12 protein-coding genes are annotated in these 13,159 nt (G+C 40.5%); 9 read left to right on the forward strand and 3 right to left on the reverse strand.

Features of this window, described 5'->3' with window-relative positions:
• The first annotated feature begins 116 nt into the window (after positions 1–116).
• From citC to M992_RS11315, 8 genes are all read left to right on the forward strand, one after another.
• Positions 117–1,193 carry a [citrate (pro-3S)-lyase] ligase gene (citC, locus tag M992_RS11280; protein WP_053908693.1) on the forward strand — a complete coding sequence of 359 codons (1,077 nt, stop codon included), beginning with the start codon at positions 117–119 and terminating at the stop codon, positions 1,191–1,193.
• Positions 1,190–1,489, forward strand: a complete 300-nt coding sequence (gene citD / locus M992_RS11285) for a citrate lyase acyl carrier protein (RefSeq protein ID WP_053908694.1) — start codon at positions 1,190–1,192, stop codon at positions 1,487–1,489. The genes citC and citD overlap by 4 nt, the downstream gene beginning before the upstream one ends.
• Complete coding sequence (gene citE / locus M992_RS11290; protein ID WP_047257366.1) at positions 1,486–2,382, forward strand: citrate (pro-3S)-lyase subunit beta; 897 nt, start codon at positions 1,486–1,488, stop codon at positions 2,380–2,382. Before citD ends, citE begins: the two co-directional genes overlap by 4 nt.
• A gap of 9 nt (positions 2,383–2,391) precedes the next feature.
• Complete coding sequence (gene citF / locus M992_RS11295; RefSeq protein WP_053908695.1) at positions 2,392–3,909, forward strand: citrate lyase subunit alpha; 1,518 nt, start codon at positions 2,392–2,394, stop codon at positions 3,907–3,909.
• A 3-nt stretch (positions 3,910–3,912) separates the two neighbouring features.
• Positions 3,913–4,458 carry a citrate lyase holo-[acyl-carrier protein] synthase gene (citX, locus tag M992_RS11300; RefSeq protein WP_053908696.1) on the forward strand — a complete coding sequence of 182 codons (546 nt, stop codon included), beginning with the start codon at positions 3,913–3,915 and terminating at the stop codon, positions 4,456–4,458.
• Positions 4,439–5,338, forward strand: a complete 900-nt coding sequence (citG, locus tag M992_RS11305; protein ID WP_053908697.1) for a triphosphoribosyl-dephospho-CoA synthase CitG — start codon at positions 4,439–4,441, stop codon at positions 5,336–5,338. The genes citX and citG overlap by 20 nt, the downstream gene beginning before the upstream one ends.
• Before the next feature lie 262 nt (positions 5,339–5,600).
• A complete protein-coding gene (locus tag M992_RS11310) occupies positions 5,601–7,034 on the forward strand; it encodes an anion permease (protein ID WP_053908698.1) in 1,434 nt (477 codons plus the stop codon).
• A gap of 214 nt (positions 7,035–7,248) precedes the next feature.
• Positions 7,249–8,307 (forward strand): 4-oxalomesaconate tautomerase, encoded by a 1,059-nt coding sequence (locus M992_RS11315; protein ID WP_053908699.1) that lies wholly within the window; start codon positions 7,249–7,251, stop codon positions 8,305–8,307.
• A gap of 130 nt (positions 8,308–8,437) precedes the next feature.
• Here M992_RS11315 and M992_RS11320 read toward each other — a convergent pair whose 3' ends face one another.
• Entirely contained in the window at positions 8,438–9,751 is a 1,314-nt protein-coding gene (locus M992_RS11320; RefSeq protein ID WP_053908700.1) for a CitMHS family transporter, read from the reverse strand.
• A gap of 719 nt (positions 9,752–10,470) precedes the next feature.
• On the opposite strand from M992_RS11320, the gene M992_RS11325 reads away from it, so the two are divergent.
• On the forward strand, positions 10,471–11,562 hold the full coding sequence (locus M992_RS11325; RefSeq protein WP_053908701.1) for an NADH:flavin oxidoreductase/NADH oxidase: 1,092 nt from the start codon (positions 10,471–10,473) through the stop codon (positions 11,560–11,562).
• A gap of 118 nt (positions 11,563–11,680) precedes the next feature.
• Here the strand turns inward: M992_RS11325 and M992_RS11330 are convergent, their stop codons facing one another.
• Together M992_RS11330 and M992_RS11335 are read right to left on the reverse strand one after the other, a co-directional pair.
• The gene (locus tag M992_RS11330; protein ID WP_053908702.1) at positions 11,681–12,001 is read right to left on the reverse strand and encodes a hypothetical protein; all 321 of its coding nucleotides are present in this window, start codon (positions 11,999–12,001) and stop codon (positions 11,681–11,683) included.
• 184 nt (positions 12,002–12,185) lie between these two features.
• Positions 12,186–13,055 carry a DMT family transporter gene (locus M992_RS11335; RefSeq protein WP_053908703.1) on the reverse strand — a complete coding sequence of 290 codons (870 nt, stop codon included), beginning with the start codon at positions 13,053–13,055 and terminating at the stop codon, positions 12,186–12,188.
• Positions 13,056–13,159: the final 104 nt, after the last annotated feature.

Raw genomic sequence — 13,159 nt, forward strand, 5'->3', positions numbered from 1 at the left:
AATTAAATAAGTATATTTACATTCTAAATATTTATTAATTGAATAAACTTATTTAATTAACTTTAACATTAGCAACATTTAGCATACATCTCTAAATGAGATGCAGGATACCCTATATGTTCGAACAAATTGCCTTCCATCAGGTGAAGCGTCACGAGAACAGAAAAATCATTGAAATCAGTAAGTTTTTACAAGAAAATAATTTAGATATAGATTCCAGTGTTGATGTTTTTATTACCGTCACCAAAAATGATAATTTAATTGCGTGCGGTGGATTGGCAAAAAATATTATTAAATGTGTTGCCATTAGCGATGAAGTTCGGGGCGAAGGTTTGGCATTAAAACTTGCAACTGAACTTATTAATCTAGCTTATGAAAATAATATAACGCATCTATTTATTTATACTAAAACCGAAAATGAAGTTTTATTTAAACAATGTGGTTTTCACACGCTAACTATCGTACCCGGTATTATGGTTTTAATGGAGAATAGCCGCTGTTATATTAAACGCTATATTAAAAGCTTAACCGCACAACGTAAACCAGGCACTAAAATTGGCTCTATAGTGATGAATGCCAATCCTTTTACCTTAGGACACCGTTATCTAATCCAACAAGCGGCGAAACAGTGTGACTGGCTGCATTTGTTTGTAGTTAAAGAAGATACCTCACGCTTTCCGTATGCCGATCGCTTAAATCTAATCGAAGCCAGCACCCAAGATATCCCCAATTTAATTATACATAAAGGTTCCGAATATATTATTTCTCGGGCAACCTTCCCTTGTTACTTTATTAAAGAACAAGCGGTAATCGATCACTGCTATACCGAAATTGATATCAAAATCTTTCGTCAATATATCGCGCCCGCGCTAGGGATCACCCATCGCTTTGTTGGCACCGAACCATTTTGCGCCGTCACTCATCAATATAACGAAGATATGCGCTACTGGTTAGAAACTGAAGAGATGCCTTTCCCTGCTATCGAGCTGGTTGAACTCCAGCGAATGGTTTACAACGGCACTGCAATTTCTGCATCACAAGTTCGTAGACTGCTCGCTAAAAAAGATCTTGCGGCAATCAAGCCTATTGTTCCTGAAGCTACTTATCAGTATTTACAGAAGCTGGTGGCTTCTCGGCCAGTATCAGCACCGAGCCGCTCCGAAAATTCTACTTTAGTCACAGGTGAATTATGAAAATACTCCATGCCGCGGTTGCCGGCACTCTTGAATCCAGTGATGTGATGGTACGCATCGAACCGCTGGATGATCCTGAGGAACTCGATCTGCAAATCACCAGCAGCGTTGAAAAACAATTTGGCGCTGCTATTCGTAAAACAGTATTAGATATTTTAGAACAACAAGATATTATTGGCGTACAGCTCATCGTTGATGATAAAGGTGCATTAGATTGCGTATTAAAAGCCCGAATCGAAGCCTTGATAGCACGTGCTTGTGATATTGATTATCTGCCGTGGGAGGGTCAAAAATGAGCCCTGAAAGAAAAAAACGTACCCGCAGAAGCATGTTATTCGTCCCAGGCTCCAACGCGGCCATGCTTAGTAATTCGTTCATCTATAAAGCCGATGCACTGATGTTTGACCTTGAAGACTCGGTGACACTGCGCGAAAAAGATACCGCTCGTCGTTTAGTTTATCATACATTGCGTCATCCGCTATATCAGGATATTGAAACCGTTGTTCGCGTTAATGCTCTCGATTCCGCTTATGGTGTGGCTGATCTGGAAGCTGTCGTCCGTGGCGGTGCAGACATTGTTCGTTTGCCAAAAACCGATAATGCACAAGATGTGATTGATATTGAAAGCGAAATTTTACGTATTGAGAATGAATGTGGCCGTGAACCGGGCAGCACCGGCCTACTCGCTGCTATAGAATCGCCAATGGGAATTACGCAAGCCGTTAATATTGCTCACTCATCACCACGGTTGATGGGGATTGCATTAGGCGCAGAAGACTATGTACGCAATTTACGTACTGAGCGTTCTCCCGAAGGTGTTGAGCTGTTATATGCACGCTGTGCCATATTGCAAGCTGCACGTTCTGCCGGTATTCAAGCTTTTGATACCGTCTACTCTGATGCCAATAATGAAGAAGGCTTTCTCAAAGAAGCATCTCATATCAAGCAATTGGGCTTTGATGGTAAATCACTAATCAATCCACGCCAAATTGAGTTATTACACAATCTGTACGCGCCGACCCAGAAAGAAGTCGATTATGCCCAACGTGTTGTCGATGCGGCTGAAGCTTCTGAGCGTGAAGGCCGCGGTGTCGTTTCTCTCAACGGCAAAATGGTTGATGGCCCAGTCATCGAACGTGCGCGTTTGGTTCTTTCTCGCGCTGCATTATCAGGACTCCGGGAAGAGTAAGGTAGAATTATGACACAACAAACTCAACGTCAGGCCCGCGTATCCGCATTTGCTCATGATGATGCGCCGCGTCTGTTTAATGATATTGGTAAAGTTCAACAACAAACTCAAAAACCAAGAAACCGTAAATTGTGTGCCGATCTCGAAGAGGCTATTCGCCGCTCAGGCCTTAAAGACGGAATGACCATTTCATTTCATCACGCATTTCGCGGTGGTGACTTAGTGGTCAATCAAGTTTTAAAAATTATTGCAGATATGGGATTCCGTAATCTGACCCTCGCCTCTAGCTCGCTTAGCTCTTGCCACTCACCGCTGGTAGAACATATCCGCCATGGGGTGATTAGCAAAATTTATACCTCTGGGCTGCGTGGCACACTAGCCGAAGAAATTTCACGCGGATTATTGAAAGAACCGGTACAAATTCATTCTCATGGTGGTCGCGCTAATTTAATTCATAGCGGTGAATTATCTATCGATGTGGCCTTTCTCGGTGTACCTTCTTGCGATGAGTTCGGTAATGCCAATGGGTATAGCGGTAATGCTTGCTGTGGTTCATTAGGCTACGCCAAAGTGGATGCAGAAACGGCGAATAGCGTGATTATGTTGACCGAAGAATTAAAGCCTTATCCACATAATCCTGCCAGTTTGAAACAAGATGAAGTGGATTATATCGTACAGATTAAGCGCGTCGGGGATGCCGATAAAATCGGGGCTGATGCTACTCGTATGACTTCAAATCCGCGCGAATTATTAATCGCACGTCGTGCCGCTGATGTGATTGAAAAATCAGGTTTATTTAAAGAGGGTTTCTCTCTACAAACCGGTACCGGTGGCGCCTCATTAGCAGTGACTCGGTTCCTTGAAGAGAAAATGCGTCGCCATAATATTCATGCTGATTTTGCCTTAGGTGGAATTACATCAACCATCGTTGATCTGCATGAAAAAGGCTATATTCGTAAATTACTTGATGTACAGAGTTTTGACCGTGCAGCGGCTGAATCCTTAGCTCGTAATCCAAATCATATTGAAATTAGTGCCAACCAATATGCTTGTTTTGATTCAAAAGGTGCCTCCGTTGATCGTTTAGATATCGTGGTGCTTAGCGCTTTAGAAATCGATACACAATTTAACGTCAACGTACTTACCGGGTCTGATGGTGTGATCCGTGGCGCATCGGGTGGTCACAGTGATACCGCGGTGGCCTCAAAATTATCGATTATTGTCGCACCACTGGTTCGTGGGCGTATTCCGACATTAGTCGACGAAGTCATTACCTGTGTTACTCCCGGCTCTAGCATCGATATTCTGGTGACCGATCACGGCATCGCCGTCAATCCGGCTCGTCCAGAATTGAAACAGCAATTAGAATCCGCGGGTATTCAAATCGTGTCAATTCAGTCTCTACGAGAACGCGCAGAATTACTAACCGGAAAACCGGATCCGATTGAATTTACGGATAATGTAGTTGCTGTCGTGCGCTATAGAGACGGCTCTATCATTGATGTTGTTCATCAAGTGAAGGAGTAAACCATGTTTCACCCACTGCCTAACTCACCACAACAATTTGCAATAACACTATCTGAATTGCTGGCAAGTCGTGATGCCCGTCAAGCTCGCCAGCAAACTTGGTTACAGAGCCATCAGGTAACTCTGATTTCGTTTACTGTCGTTATCCCCGGTCCAGTTAAAGATAATCAACGGGTCAGGGATATCTTCAATCAGGGATTATGCGCGCTAAAACAAGTTGTTAGTGAACGGCAGTGGGTGATCATCGCTCAGCAATCACTGGCATTAACCAGTGGCCCTGAATGCTTGGTTGCTGTCGATGCTCCCGCAAAAGAAGTTAAACAACGGATGATCGAAGCAGAGCAACAGTTTGCAGTAGGTCGATTATGGGATTTTGATGTTTTCACTGCCCAAGGACAGCTACTTTCTCGCCAGCAATTAGGGGTAACTGAAAGACGCTGTTTAGTCTGTGACCAACCAGCAAAAGTCTGTGCTCGCCAACGGACCCACTCATTGTCTGAAATTCTTAATCAAATTGAGGTATTGGCTAATGCGTCAATCAACCATTAATCAAGCTGGATTGCTAAGCGCAGAAACGGTGAATTATTTTAGTCAACTCGGCTGGCAAGCGATGTTAGCAGAAGTCAATTTGACACCTAAACCGGGTTTAGTCGATCAATTTAATAACGGTGCACATAAAGATATGTCGCTGTTAGATTTTCATCGCAGTGCTCAGGCAATCGCTCAACATTTTCCGGCTTTTTTAATCGCGGGGGCTACCACAGCTCAGTGCCCTAGCCAGCAAATTTTATCATTAATCAGACCGATTGGTTTGGCGTGTGAAAAATCAATGTATCAGGCAACCTCGGGGGTAAACACCCATAAGGGAACCATTTTTTCGCTCGGATTAACCCTCACTGCTGTGGGTCGATTAATCGCACTGAAATCAATAGTCTCACCATTTGCTATCCATCAGTTAGTGGCTGAATTTTGTCAGGGAATAACCCTTGAACTCAAAACAAACAGCATATCTCCCACCGCTGGGCAGCGTTTATACCAAGAATATGGTTTAACCGGTGCGCGTGGCGAGGCTGAAAATGGTTATCCTTTAGTCATTCAATTAGCGCTACCGCACTATTTGCAGCGATTATCGGAAGGAAAAACACAGTCAGTCGCACTATTAGAAACACTGATTCTACTTATGGCACACAATGACGATACCAATATTGCAAATCGTGGAGGTATGCAGGGACTTTCTTGGATTAAAAAAACTGCGCTCACCTTACTTTCTACTGGAGGATTAACTAGCAAGGCTGATTTTCATAAAATAAGTACCTTTGATAAGCACTGTATTAATAGAAATCTCAGCCCGGGAGGAAGCGCTGACTTGCTAATTCTTACCTGGTTTTTAGCGCGTCTACCTTATTCAGGCGTTAAGTTACAAAATTGATATTAATTAAATATGAATATCAATTTATTTAAACCATAAATGTTTTTTATTGAAGATAAAATTACTTAAATTAAACAGTGAAATAATTAATTTAAATAACTGTTTGAAATAAAATTTGATTTATTTTTTCTCAATATTGATTTAACCAAATTATAACTTATATCTATTTTAATTAAATACGAATATTAACAAATCCATAATATTAATATTTATTATATATAATATTAATCAAGTTTAGTTTTCTATTAAAGGAAATTGGCCTATGAACAAGAGTAAAATGTGGAAGCTATTATTATTAATAGCTATTCCCATTATTATTGCCCTCATACCCACGCCCTCGGGGTTACCTCATATAGCGTGGTTATTATTTGGATTATATCTTGCAGCCATTGTTGGGTTGGTATTAAAACCCTATTCTGAACCGGTAATTTTAATTGCTACTATTGCTGCTAGTGCTGTAGTTATTGGTATGACGGGAACTAAAGATATTAAAGTCTCGGCAGTTTTAGGCGGGTATGCTTCAGGCACAACTTGGTTGGTCTTTGCAGCCTTCACGCTAAGTGCAGCCTTTGTAATTACCGGTTTAGGCAAACGACTGTCATATATTTTAATTGGTAAACTGGGCGGCACTACCTTAGGACTGGGTTATGTTACGGCAATTCTTGATTTAATTATTGCACCTGCAACGCCATCAAATACTGCACGTGCTGGCGGAATTGTATTCCCTATCATTAATAGTGTGGCGGTCGCGTTAGGCTCTGATCCGGTTAAAAGTCCGCGTAAAGCTGGGCATTATCTATTAATTAACGTTTATATGGTGACCAAAACCACTAGCTATATGTTCCTTACTGCAATGGCGCCAAATGCCTTAGCATTAGCCATGATGTCGGACATTATGGGGATTCATTTAAGCTGGGGTGGATGGGCATTAGCGGCCGCAGTTCCTGGGCTGATCATGTTAATTTTAACTCCGTTGATTATTTATAAACTTTACCCACCAGAGCTAAAAAAGGTCAACAATAAAGAGATAGCCGCGCAAGGCTTAAAAGAATTAGGCCCGATGACCCTCAGAGAAAAACTGCTTGGCGTTATCTTTATTCTGGCACTTTTAGGCTGGATATTTGCCGGTAATTTCGGGGTTGATGCTTCCTCTATCGCATTATGTGTTATGGCACTGGCTTTAATTCTCGGGGTGGTTACCTGGGATGACGTATTAAAAAATAAAGGCGGCTGGAATACGCTTATCTGGTACGGCGGGATCATCGGGATGTCTGGCGTCCTGACCAAAGCAGGATTCTTCAAATGGTTAGCCGATGTCATGGGGCAGCACTTATCCTTTGGTGACCAAACCATGTTGGCCTTCTTCGTCATTATGTTCATCAGCGTAGCAATTCGCTATCTATTTGCTTCGGGCGGCGCTTACGTTGCAGCCATGGTACCGGTGTTCGCAACCGTCGGTATGGTTGCTGGTGCACCTCCAATGCTATTAGCACTTGGCCTACTATTCTCTAACGCCTATGGCGGTAGCTTAACCCATTACGGAGGCGCTGCAGCCCCTATCATCTTCGGTGCAGGCTACAACGATATTCGTTCATGGTGGATTATTGGTGGAATTATTGCATTCTTAAGTTTACTGGTTCACATGACTATTGGTCTCGGTTGGTGGGAGATCCTCATCAATATGGGGCTAATCTAATACCACTATGTTTACTCTATCAAAAAACAATAATGGCGGAATGATCACTACCTAGCCATTGATCAAAAAAGGGACTCTATTGTGCAATTGAGTCCCTTTTTTTAACTTTATTATTCCAGGTTGCCATACTTCACGCTGCAAATTTCGGGATCGACTTCTGTTCTGCAACATGAATTATTCCAGCTAAGAAGCCCAAATAAGAAGAGTAATACTGATGAAAAAAATACCCTGTATATTAATGCGTGGCGGCACATCTAAAGGTGTTTTTCTGCTAGCTGATGATTTACCACAACACATTGAACAACGCGATAAAGAAATTTTAGCGCTAATGGGTTCTGGTCATGATCTGCAAATTGACGGTATTGGCGGCGGCAGTCCACAAACCAGCAAAGTCGCAATTATAAGTCGCTCAACACATCCTGAGGCCGATATCGATTATTTGTTTGCCCAAGTATCAATTACCGAAAAAATTGTCGATACTGCGCCCAACTGCGGCAATATCTTGTGTGCTGTAGGTCCATTTGCGTTAGAAAAAGGTCTTATACCTATAACAGGTGCCACAACCACAGTACGGATCCGAAATGTAAATACCCAAACATTGATTAACGCGACCATACAAACCCCCAATCAGCAAGTCACTTACCAAGGTGAAACCTCAATTGCCAGTGTACCGGGCACTTCCGCACCTATCGCTCTCACCTTCTTAGACGCCTGTGGCGCTAAAACTGGACAGTTTTTACCTACCGGCAAGCCTATTGATATTTTTGATGGTGGTATTGAGGCCACCTGCTTGGATATGGCGACTCCGGTCGTAATTATCGCGGCACAACAATTGAATAAAACCGGTTATGAAAGTGCTCAAGAATTAGAGTCTGATAGGTTATTTATGCAAAAATTAGAAGCGATTAGATGCCAAGCCGGACAAGCGATGGGATTAGGAGATGTCAGCCACAAAGTGATCCCTAAACCGATTTTGATTTCACCGGCAAGACATGGCGGTACAATTAATGCCCGTTACTTTATGCCGCATAAATGCCATGGAGCACTTGCTGTCACTGGTGCGATCGCTATCGCAGCAGGTGTAATGTTACCTAATAGCATTTTTCCCCCCTTCTTAGCGAAAAATCTGGATATGCAACATATTACTATTGAGCATATCAGTGGTGATTTTGAAGTTACATTAAACTTACAAGGCGATTTTCCGCAAGGATTACAAGCCTCTATTATTAGAACAGCTAGAAAACTGTTTGCCGGTGATGTTTTTATTCCCTAGCTACTATTTATCAAAAATTAGATCAGCCTTATCAAAAATTAGATCTGGCTAACTATTCGATACTTTCTGATAAACAACGAAAAATGGCCTGATGAAGATCTCAGGCCAAATTAAAGAAATAAACAATTGTTTAATACAGACCTAACAATGCTCCAACCCCTAAGGTGAAGAAGCTGAATAACCATATCCAACCAAAAGAGTAACGTAAATGACGCCCCATATCGGTGCCCGCTAATCCCATGGCTAACCAAGCCGCCGGAGAGAATGGACTAACAAACGTTCCCGCATTGTTACCAATCGCCATCGCATACACCACGGATGAAGGATCAACGCCCGCAGTTTCCGTAATTTGTTGAATAATCGGTAACAGTGCAAAATAGTATGCGTCAGTACTGGTAAAAATATCGAGTGGGACGCCTAGTATACCCACAAAAATATGTAATTTAGACACCCAATGGGTTGGCAATATAGCGGTTAAATCTTCAGCAATAGCGCGTAGCATGCCACCATCACCGAGTATCCCTAGGAATGCTCCCGCAGCTAAAATAATAGCCACCATACCTAATGCCTGCGGTGCGTGTTTAGAAATGATTTTCATCTGATCTTTCGGATTAGGAAAGTTCACTAATAATGCCAGTGACAACGCTATCATAAAGACATAAGGTGCGGATAATAATCCTAATGCTAAACAAATAACTGAACCCACAATCAGTAAGCCATTAAAAATCGGTCTTATTGGTTTTTGGATCTCACTTTGGCTGGCCAAATCATCTTCATCTTCTAGCAAAGAATCCAATTCATATGGCGTAGTACCCTGTAATTGCGCCGCAGCAATACGACTTTTTTCGCGCATTCCCATAAAAATTGCAAATACTGCAGCCCCCGCGACTCCGGCAATTTGTACAGGGATCAATCCCTGCCATAACATCGATGCATCAATCCCCGTAACTGCCGACGCTCGCCCAAGAGGCCCGCCCCATGGTACCATATTCATTACTCCCATACTGGCACTCATCAGCAGCAACATTAAATAAGGGCTCATACCTAATTGGCGATAAAGCGGTAATAATGCAGGAATAATAATCAAAAATGTTGCGGCACCAGAACCGTCAAGATGGACTACCGCTGCAATTAACGTGGTCATAATACACACAATAATTACATTACCTCGAGTCATTTTAACCATCGCACGAATTAGCGGGTCAAAAATATGCAAATCTTTCATCAAACTGAAGAATAGAATTGCAAACAAAAACATGGCGGCAACTTTTGAAACCTTATTTATTCCACTCTCAAAAAAGACTGATATTTCAGATATTGAATAACCCGCAATCAGAGCGCCAATAAAAGGAATACAAGACATTGCTATAATCGGGCTCATTTTCCCCATCATAAGCAATGTGACTATCGAGACAATAATTAAAATACCGATTATCGTTAGCAAGGTTATTTCCTTCTCAATATAATTACTTCTTCATTATAGAAAATTTTAATTTCAGCATAAAACCACCAGCCTAGCTTTGCCAAATTAAAACCAAATATTAATTTTACTAAGTATCTACAATGAAGAATTTCTATTTATATTTAAATAAAGCTAGCAGCAATTAAATATAATCCTTATTTAATCACTCACTAAAAATATGTTTCTTTCATTGTTTAATATGACTATATAGTCTAAACCTTATATAAATCAATCTTATAATATGCAAGGTGATTTTTTAATTTTTGCTAGTTAGTACACATTTCAATAAAAAAATAACTATAATAATAATTAAAACACTGGTTTTATTATCCATTAACAACATAAAAACCATTAATATATATTTAAACCAATACCAGAGAGTTTTAATTATTCCAAAAGAATAACTGGATAATATTAATCATATATTTTCCCAATTATCATTTTATTTGAAATTTTAATTATTTTTTTAACTCGTGATGAATAGTTTATTTTTTTAGATTAGTATGAAATACTTTTTTGTACTTGTACTCATAATCAAACTCACCCATTTATGCACAAAATATAACCTACCACTAAAACAATAATACTACGAGTTGACTGATTATTTGCCCACTTGCCACATAAATCGCACAACAATTTATAATTTGCCCGTTTATACTTATCAAAGTACGTTCCATTAAATAACGATAAGGAAGGGATAGATGAGTAAATTATTTTCCCCAAGCCCGTTGGGGCAATATTCACTGGATAATCGCATCGTTGTTGCCCCTATGTGTCAATATTCAGCCCAACATGGTTTAGCCAATAGTTGGCACGCTCAGCATTATACTAATTTAGCACTTTCAGGCGCATCGCTGGTTATTTTTGAAGCGGCAGCAGTCAGCCCTATCGGCCGGATTTCTGATCACGATCTTGGGCTGTGGGATGATCAACAAGCCGTTGAACTGAAAAAAATAGTTTCGGATATCCGCAGCTATTCTTCAGCCAAGTTAGGCATTCAAATCGCTCATGCAGGCAGAAAAGCCTCAACTGAGGTACCTTGGCTTGGTGGACATGGAATCGATGAACAGCAGCCACGAGGCTGGAAAACAGTCGCACCTTCTGCCATTGCATTTGATGATTACCCAGAGCCTGAAGCTTTAACTCAAGAAAATATTCAGCAGATTAAACAACAATTTATCGATGCAGCTCTCCGAGCAGAAACCGCAGGATTCGAGGTTATTGAGTTGCATGCAGCGCATGGCTATTTATTGCACCAATTTCTATCTCCACTATCGAATCAACGCCAAGACCAATATGGCGGCAACTTTGATAACCGATTACGCTTGTTAATTGAAACATTTACTGCTGTACGTAACGCCGTTGCAGAAAAGACAGTCGTTGGCGTACGAATTTCAGCCACCGATTGGGTAGACGGCGGATGGAGTTTAGCCGAATCTATTGAGCTAACTGAACGGCTTGAAGAATTAGGCTGTGATTATATTCATGTTTCTTCAGGTGGATTATCAGAAAAACAGCAGATCCCTGTAGGGCCTAATTATCAAGTTCCTTTAGCACAAGCGATCCGCGAGACAACAGATATTCCGGTGATTGCCGTAGGATTAATTACCGAGCCAGAACAAGCAGAAGCAATTATCGCTACCGAACAAGCTGACTTTATCGCATTGGCACGAGGTATTCTCTACAATCCTAGATGGCCATGGCATGCGGCGGCAAAATTAGGAGCTACAATTCATCCTGCACCGCAATATTTACGCTGTGCACCACATCTATATAAAAATTTATTTAGTTAATAACAGCAAAATTTATTTAGCTGTTATTTGACTAATAACTACAATAAACCCGCCTGTAATATTTAACTTACAAGGCGGGTTTATAAAATTTCAAATCAACTATTTTGCTGCTGTTATATTAACGAGTAGAAATAGTACACTGCTGAACGAAGCCAAGCATATCTTGTTCAAAACCACTGCTGGCTTTGCCGGTTTTAGTTAATTCTTCGTCAATACGTTTAAATTCTTTAATACCGTATTTTTCGATAGTTTTATCATAAGCACAGCCACAAATTGCACTCACAGCAGCTTTAGTTTCACCATCAGGATCGCCAGAAGCTTTGATACAACTATTAATAAAAGTAGCTTTATACTGTTCAATTTCGGCTTTATCATCAGAGCAGCCAGCCAGTAATGTCATAACGCTAGCAATTCCTAATACTAATACGATTTTTTTCATGTTAAACCTTACCATTCTGTTTTTAATCGCTCAATCATATTAAAAGTAAAAATATCATTTTGGACTTTTCATTTTTAGACTAAGCGGCCAGTTTAAGAATATATAGATTATATGATAACGCCTAATTAAAAAAAAATCCGGTGCATTTTCATAACTTAACTTAAATTTTTCATTTTGTTTTATTTTATCCGGCAGAATTGAATGAGCGCCAGCGATAATAGAATAAAGCTATCAATATAAGAATGCAGCCAATAATTTGAATCAATGGCATCCTTTCGCCATACCAAAAAGCAGCAACAAATACCGTCATTACCGGTTCTAGAATCATAATAATAGCGGCATTTGCCGTTGTGGTATTTTTTTGCCCAATCAACTGCAAGACAAAACGTAAGCAGGTTGCAATGACTACACTGGCTAAAAACCATAATAATGTTATCGACGAAAATTCAGTCGTCCAATTTTCGAACAATACAGATAATATTAATCCAATTGTACCAGTACAGGTCAATTGAATAGCGGTGAGGGGAAATATTGGAATACTACGTGCATACAAACTGGTGTAACAAAAATAGATCGCTTGTGCTAATGCCGCAGCTAAAAACCATAATTGGCTAGATTTAAATTCAACCTGAGCTTTAAATAAAGTCAAACACGCTAGCCCCATAATTGCCACCGGTAAAGCTTGCCAAAAATAACGGGCAGGCCTAATTTTCAAAATAACCCACGCTATTAATGGAACAAACAACATCGATAAACTCATAATAAAAGCCCCTTCACCTATTGAATCGGTGATAGCAACTGCATAAATCCACAGCACTAAATTCAGGGCCATCCAGCCTCCTGTCATAATAACCTTGGGTAACTGACGAAGAGGAAAACGATTCTTTTTACCGTGGCAAAAAGGTAACAAGATAATTGCCGCAAACAAAAAACGCGTCCCTAAAAAGCCAAAGATAGGCATTCCCTGCACCGCTTCACGAGAAAAAACCCATCCCCAAGCCGCGATAAAGGTGGTTAATACCAAAAATAACTCGGCTTTACGCTGTGGTTGCATTTTTTCTCCTACCGACTAACTGAAACGCTGTATTTATTATCTATAATAGACCGTTTATATATTAAACCAATAATAATTTAACTCATGCTAATATAAATAATATT

This window comes from Moellerella wisconsensis ATCC 35017 (genome assembly GCF_001294465.1).
Taxonomy (GTDB): Bacteria; Pseudomonadota; Gammaproteobacteria; order Enterobacterales; family Enterobacteriaceae; genus Moellerella; species Moellerella wisconsensis.

What these genes read in the sequence shown, in the direction of transcription:
- M992_RS11325 (WP_053908701.1), top strand. Translation starts at nt 10,471, where the DNA reads ATGAGTAAATTATTTTCCCCAAGCCCGTTGGGGCAATATTCACTGGAT.
- citE (WP_047257366.1), top strand. Translation starts at nt 1,486, where the DNA reads ATGAGCCCTGAAAGAAAAAAACGTACCCGCAGAAGCATGTTATTCGTC.
- M992_RS11330 (WP_053908702.1), bottom strand. Translation starts at nt 12,001, where the DNA reads ATGAAAAAAATCGTATTAGTATTAGGAATTGCTAGCGTTATGACATTA.
- M992_RS11310 (WP_053908698.1), top strand. Translation starts at nt 5,601, where the DNA reads ATGAACAAGAGTAAAATGTGGAAGCTATTATTATTAATAGCTATTCCC.
- citX (WP_053908696.1), top strand. Translation starts at nt 3,913, where the DNA reads ATGTTTCACCCACTGCCTAACTCACCACAACAATTTGCAATAACACTA.
- citD (WP_053908694.1), top strand. Translation starts at nt 1,190, where the DNA reads ATGAAAATACTCCATGCCGCGGTTGCCGGCACTCTTGAATCCAGTGAT.
- citC (WP_053908693.1), top strand. Translation starts at nt 117, where the DNA reads ATGTTCGAACAAATTGCCTTCCATCAGGTGAAGCGTCACGAGAACAGA.
- M992_RS11315 (WP_053908699.1), top strand. Translation starts at nt 7,249, where the DNA reads ATGAAAAAAATACCCTGTATATTAATGCGTGGCGGCACATCTAAAGGT.
- citF (WP_053908695.1), top strand. Translation starts at nt 2,392, where the DNA reads ATGACACAACAAACTCAACGTCAGGCCCGCGTATCCGCATTTGCTCAT.
- citG (WP_053908697.1), top strand. Translation starts at nt 4,439, where the DNA reads ATGCGTCAATCAACCATTAATCAAGCTGGATTGCTAAGCGCAGAAACG.
- M992_RS11335 (WP_053908703.1), bottom strand. Translation starts at nt 13,055, where the DNA reads ATGCAACCACAGCGTAAAGCCGAGTTATTTTTGGTATTAACCACCTTT.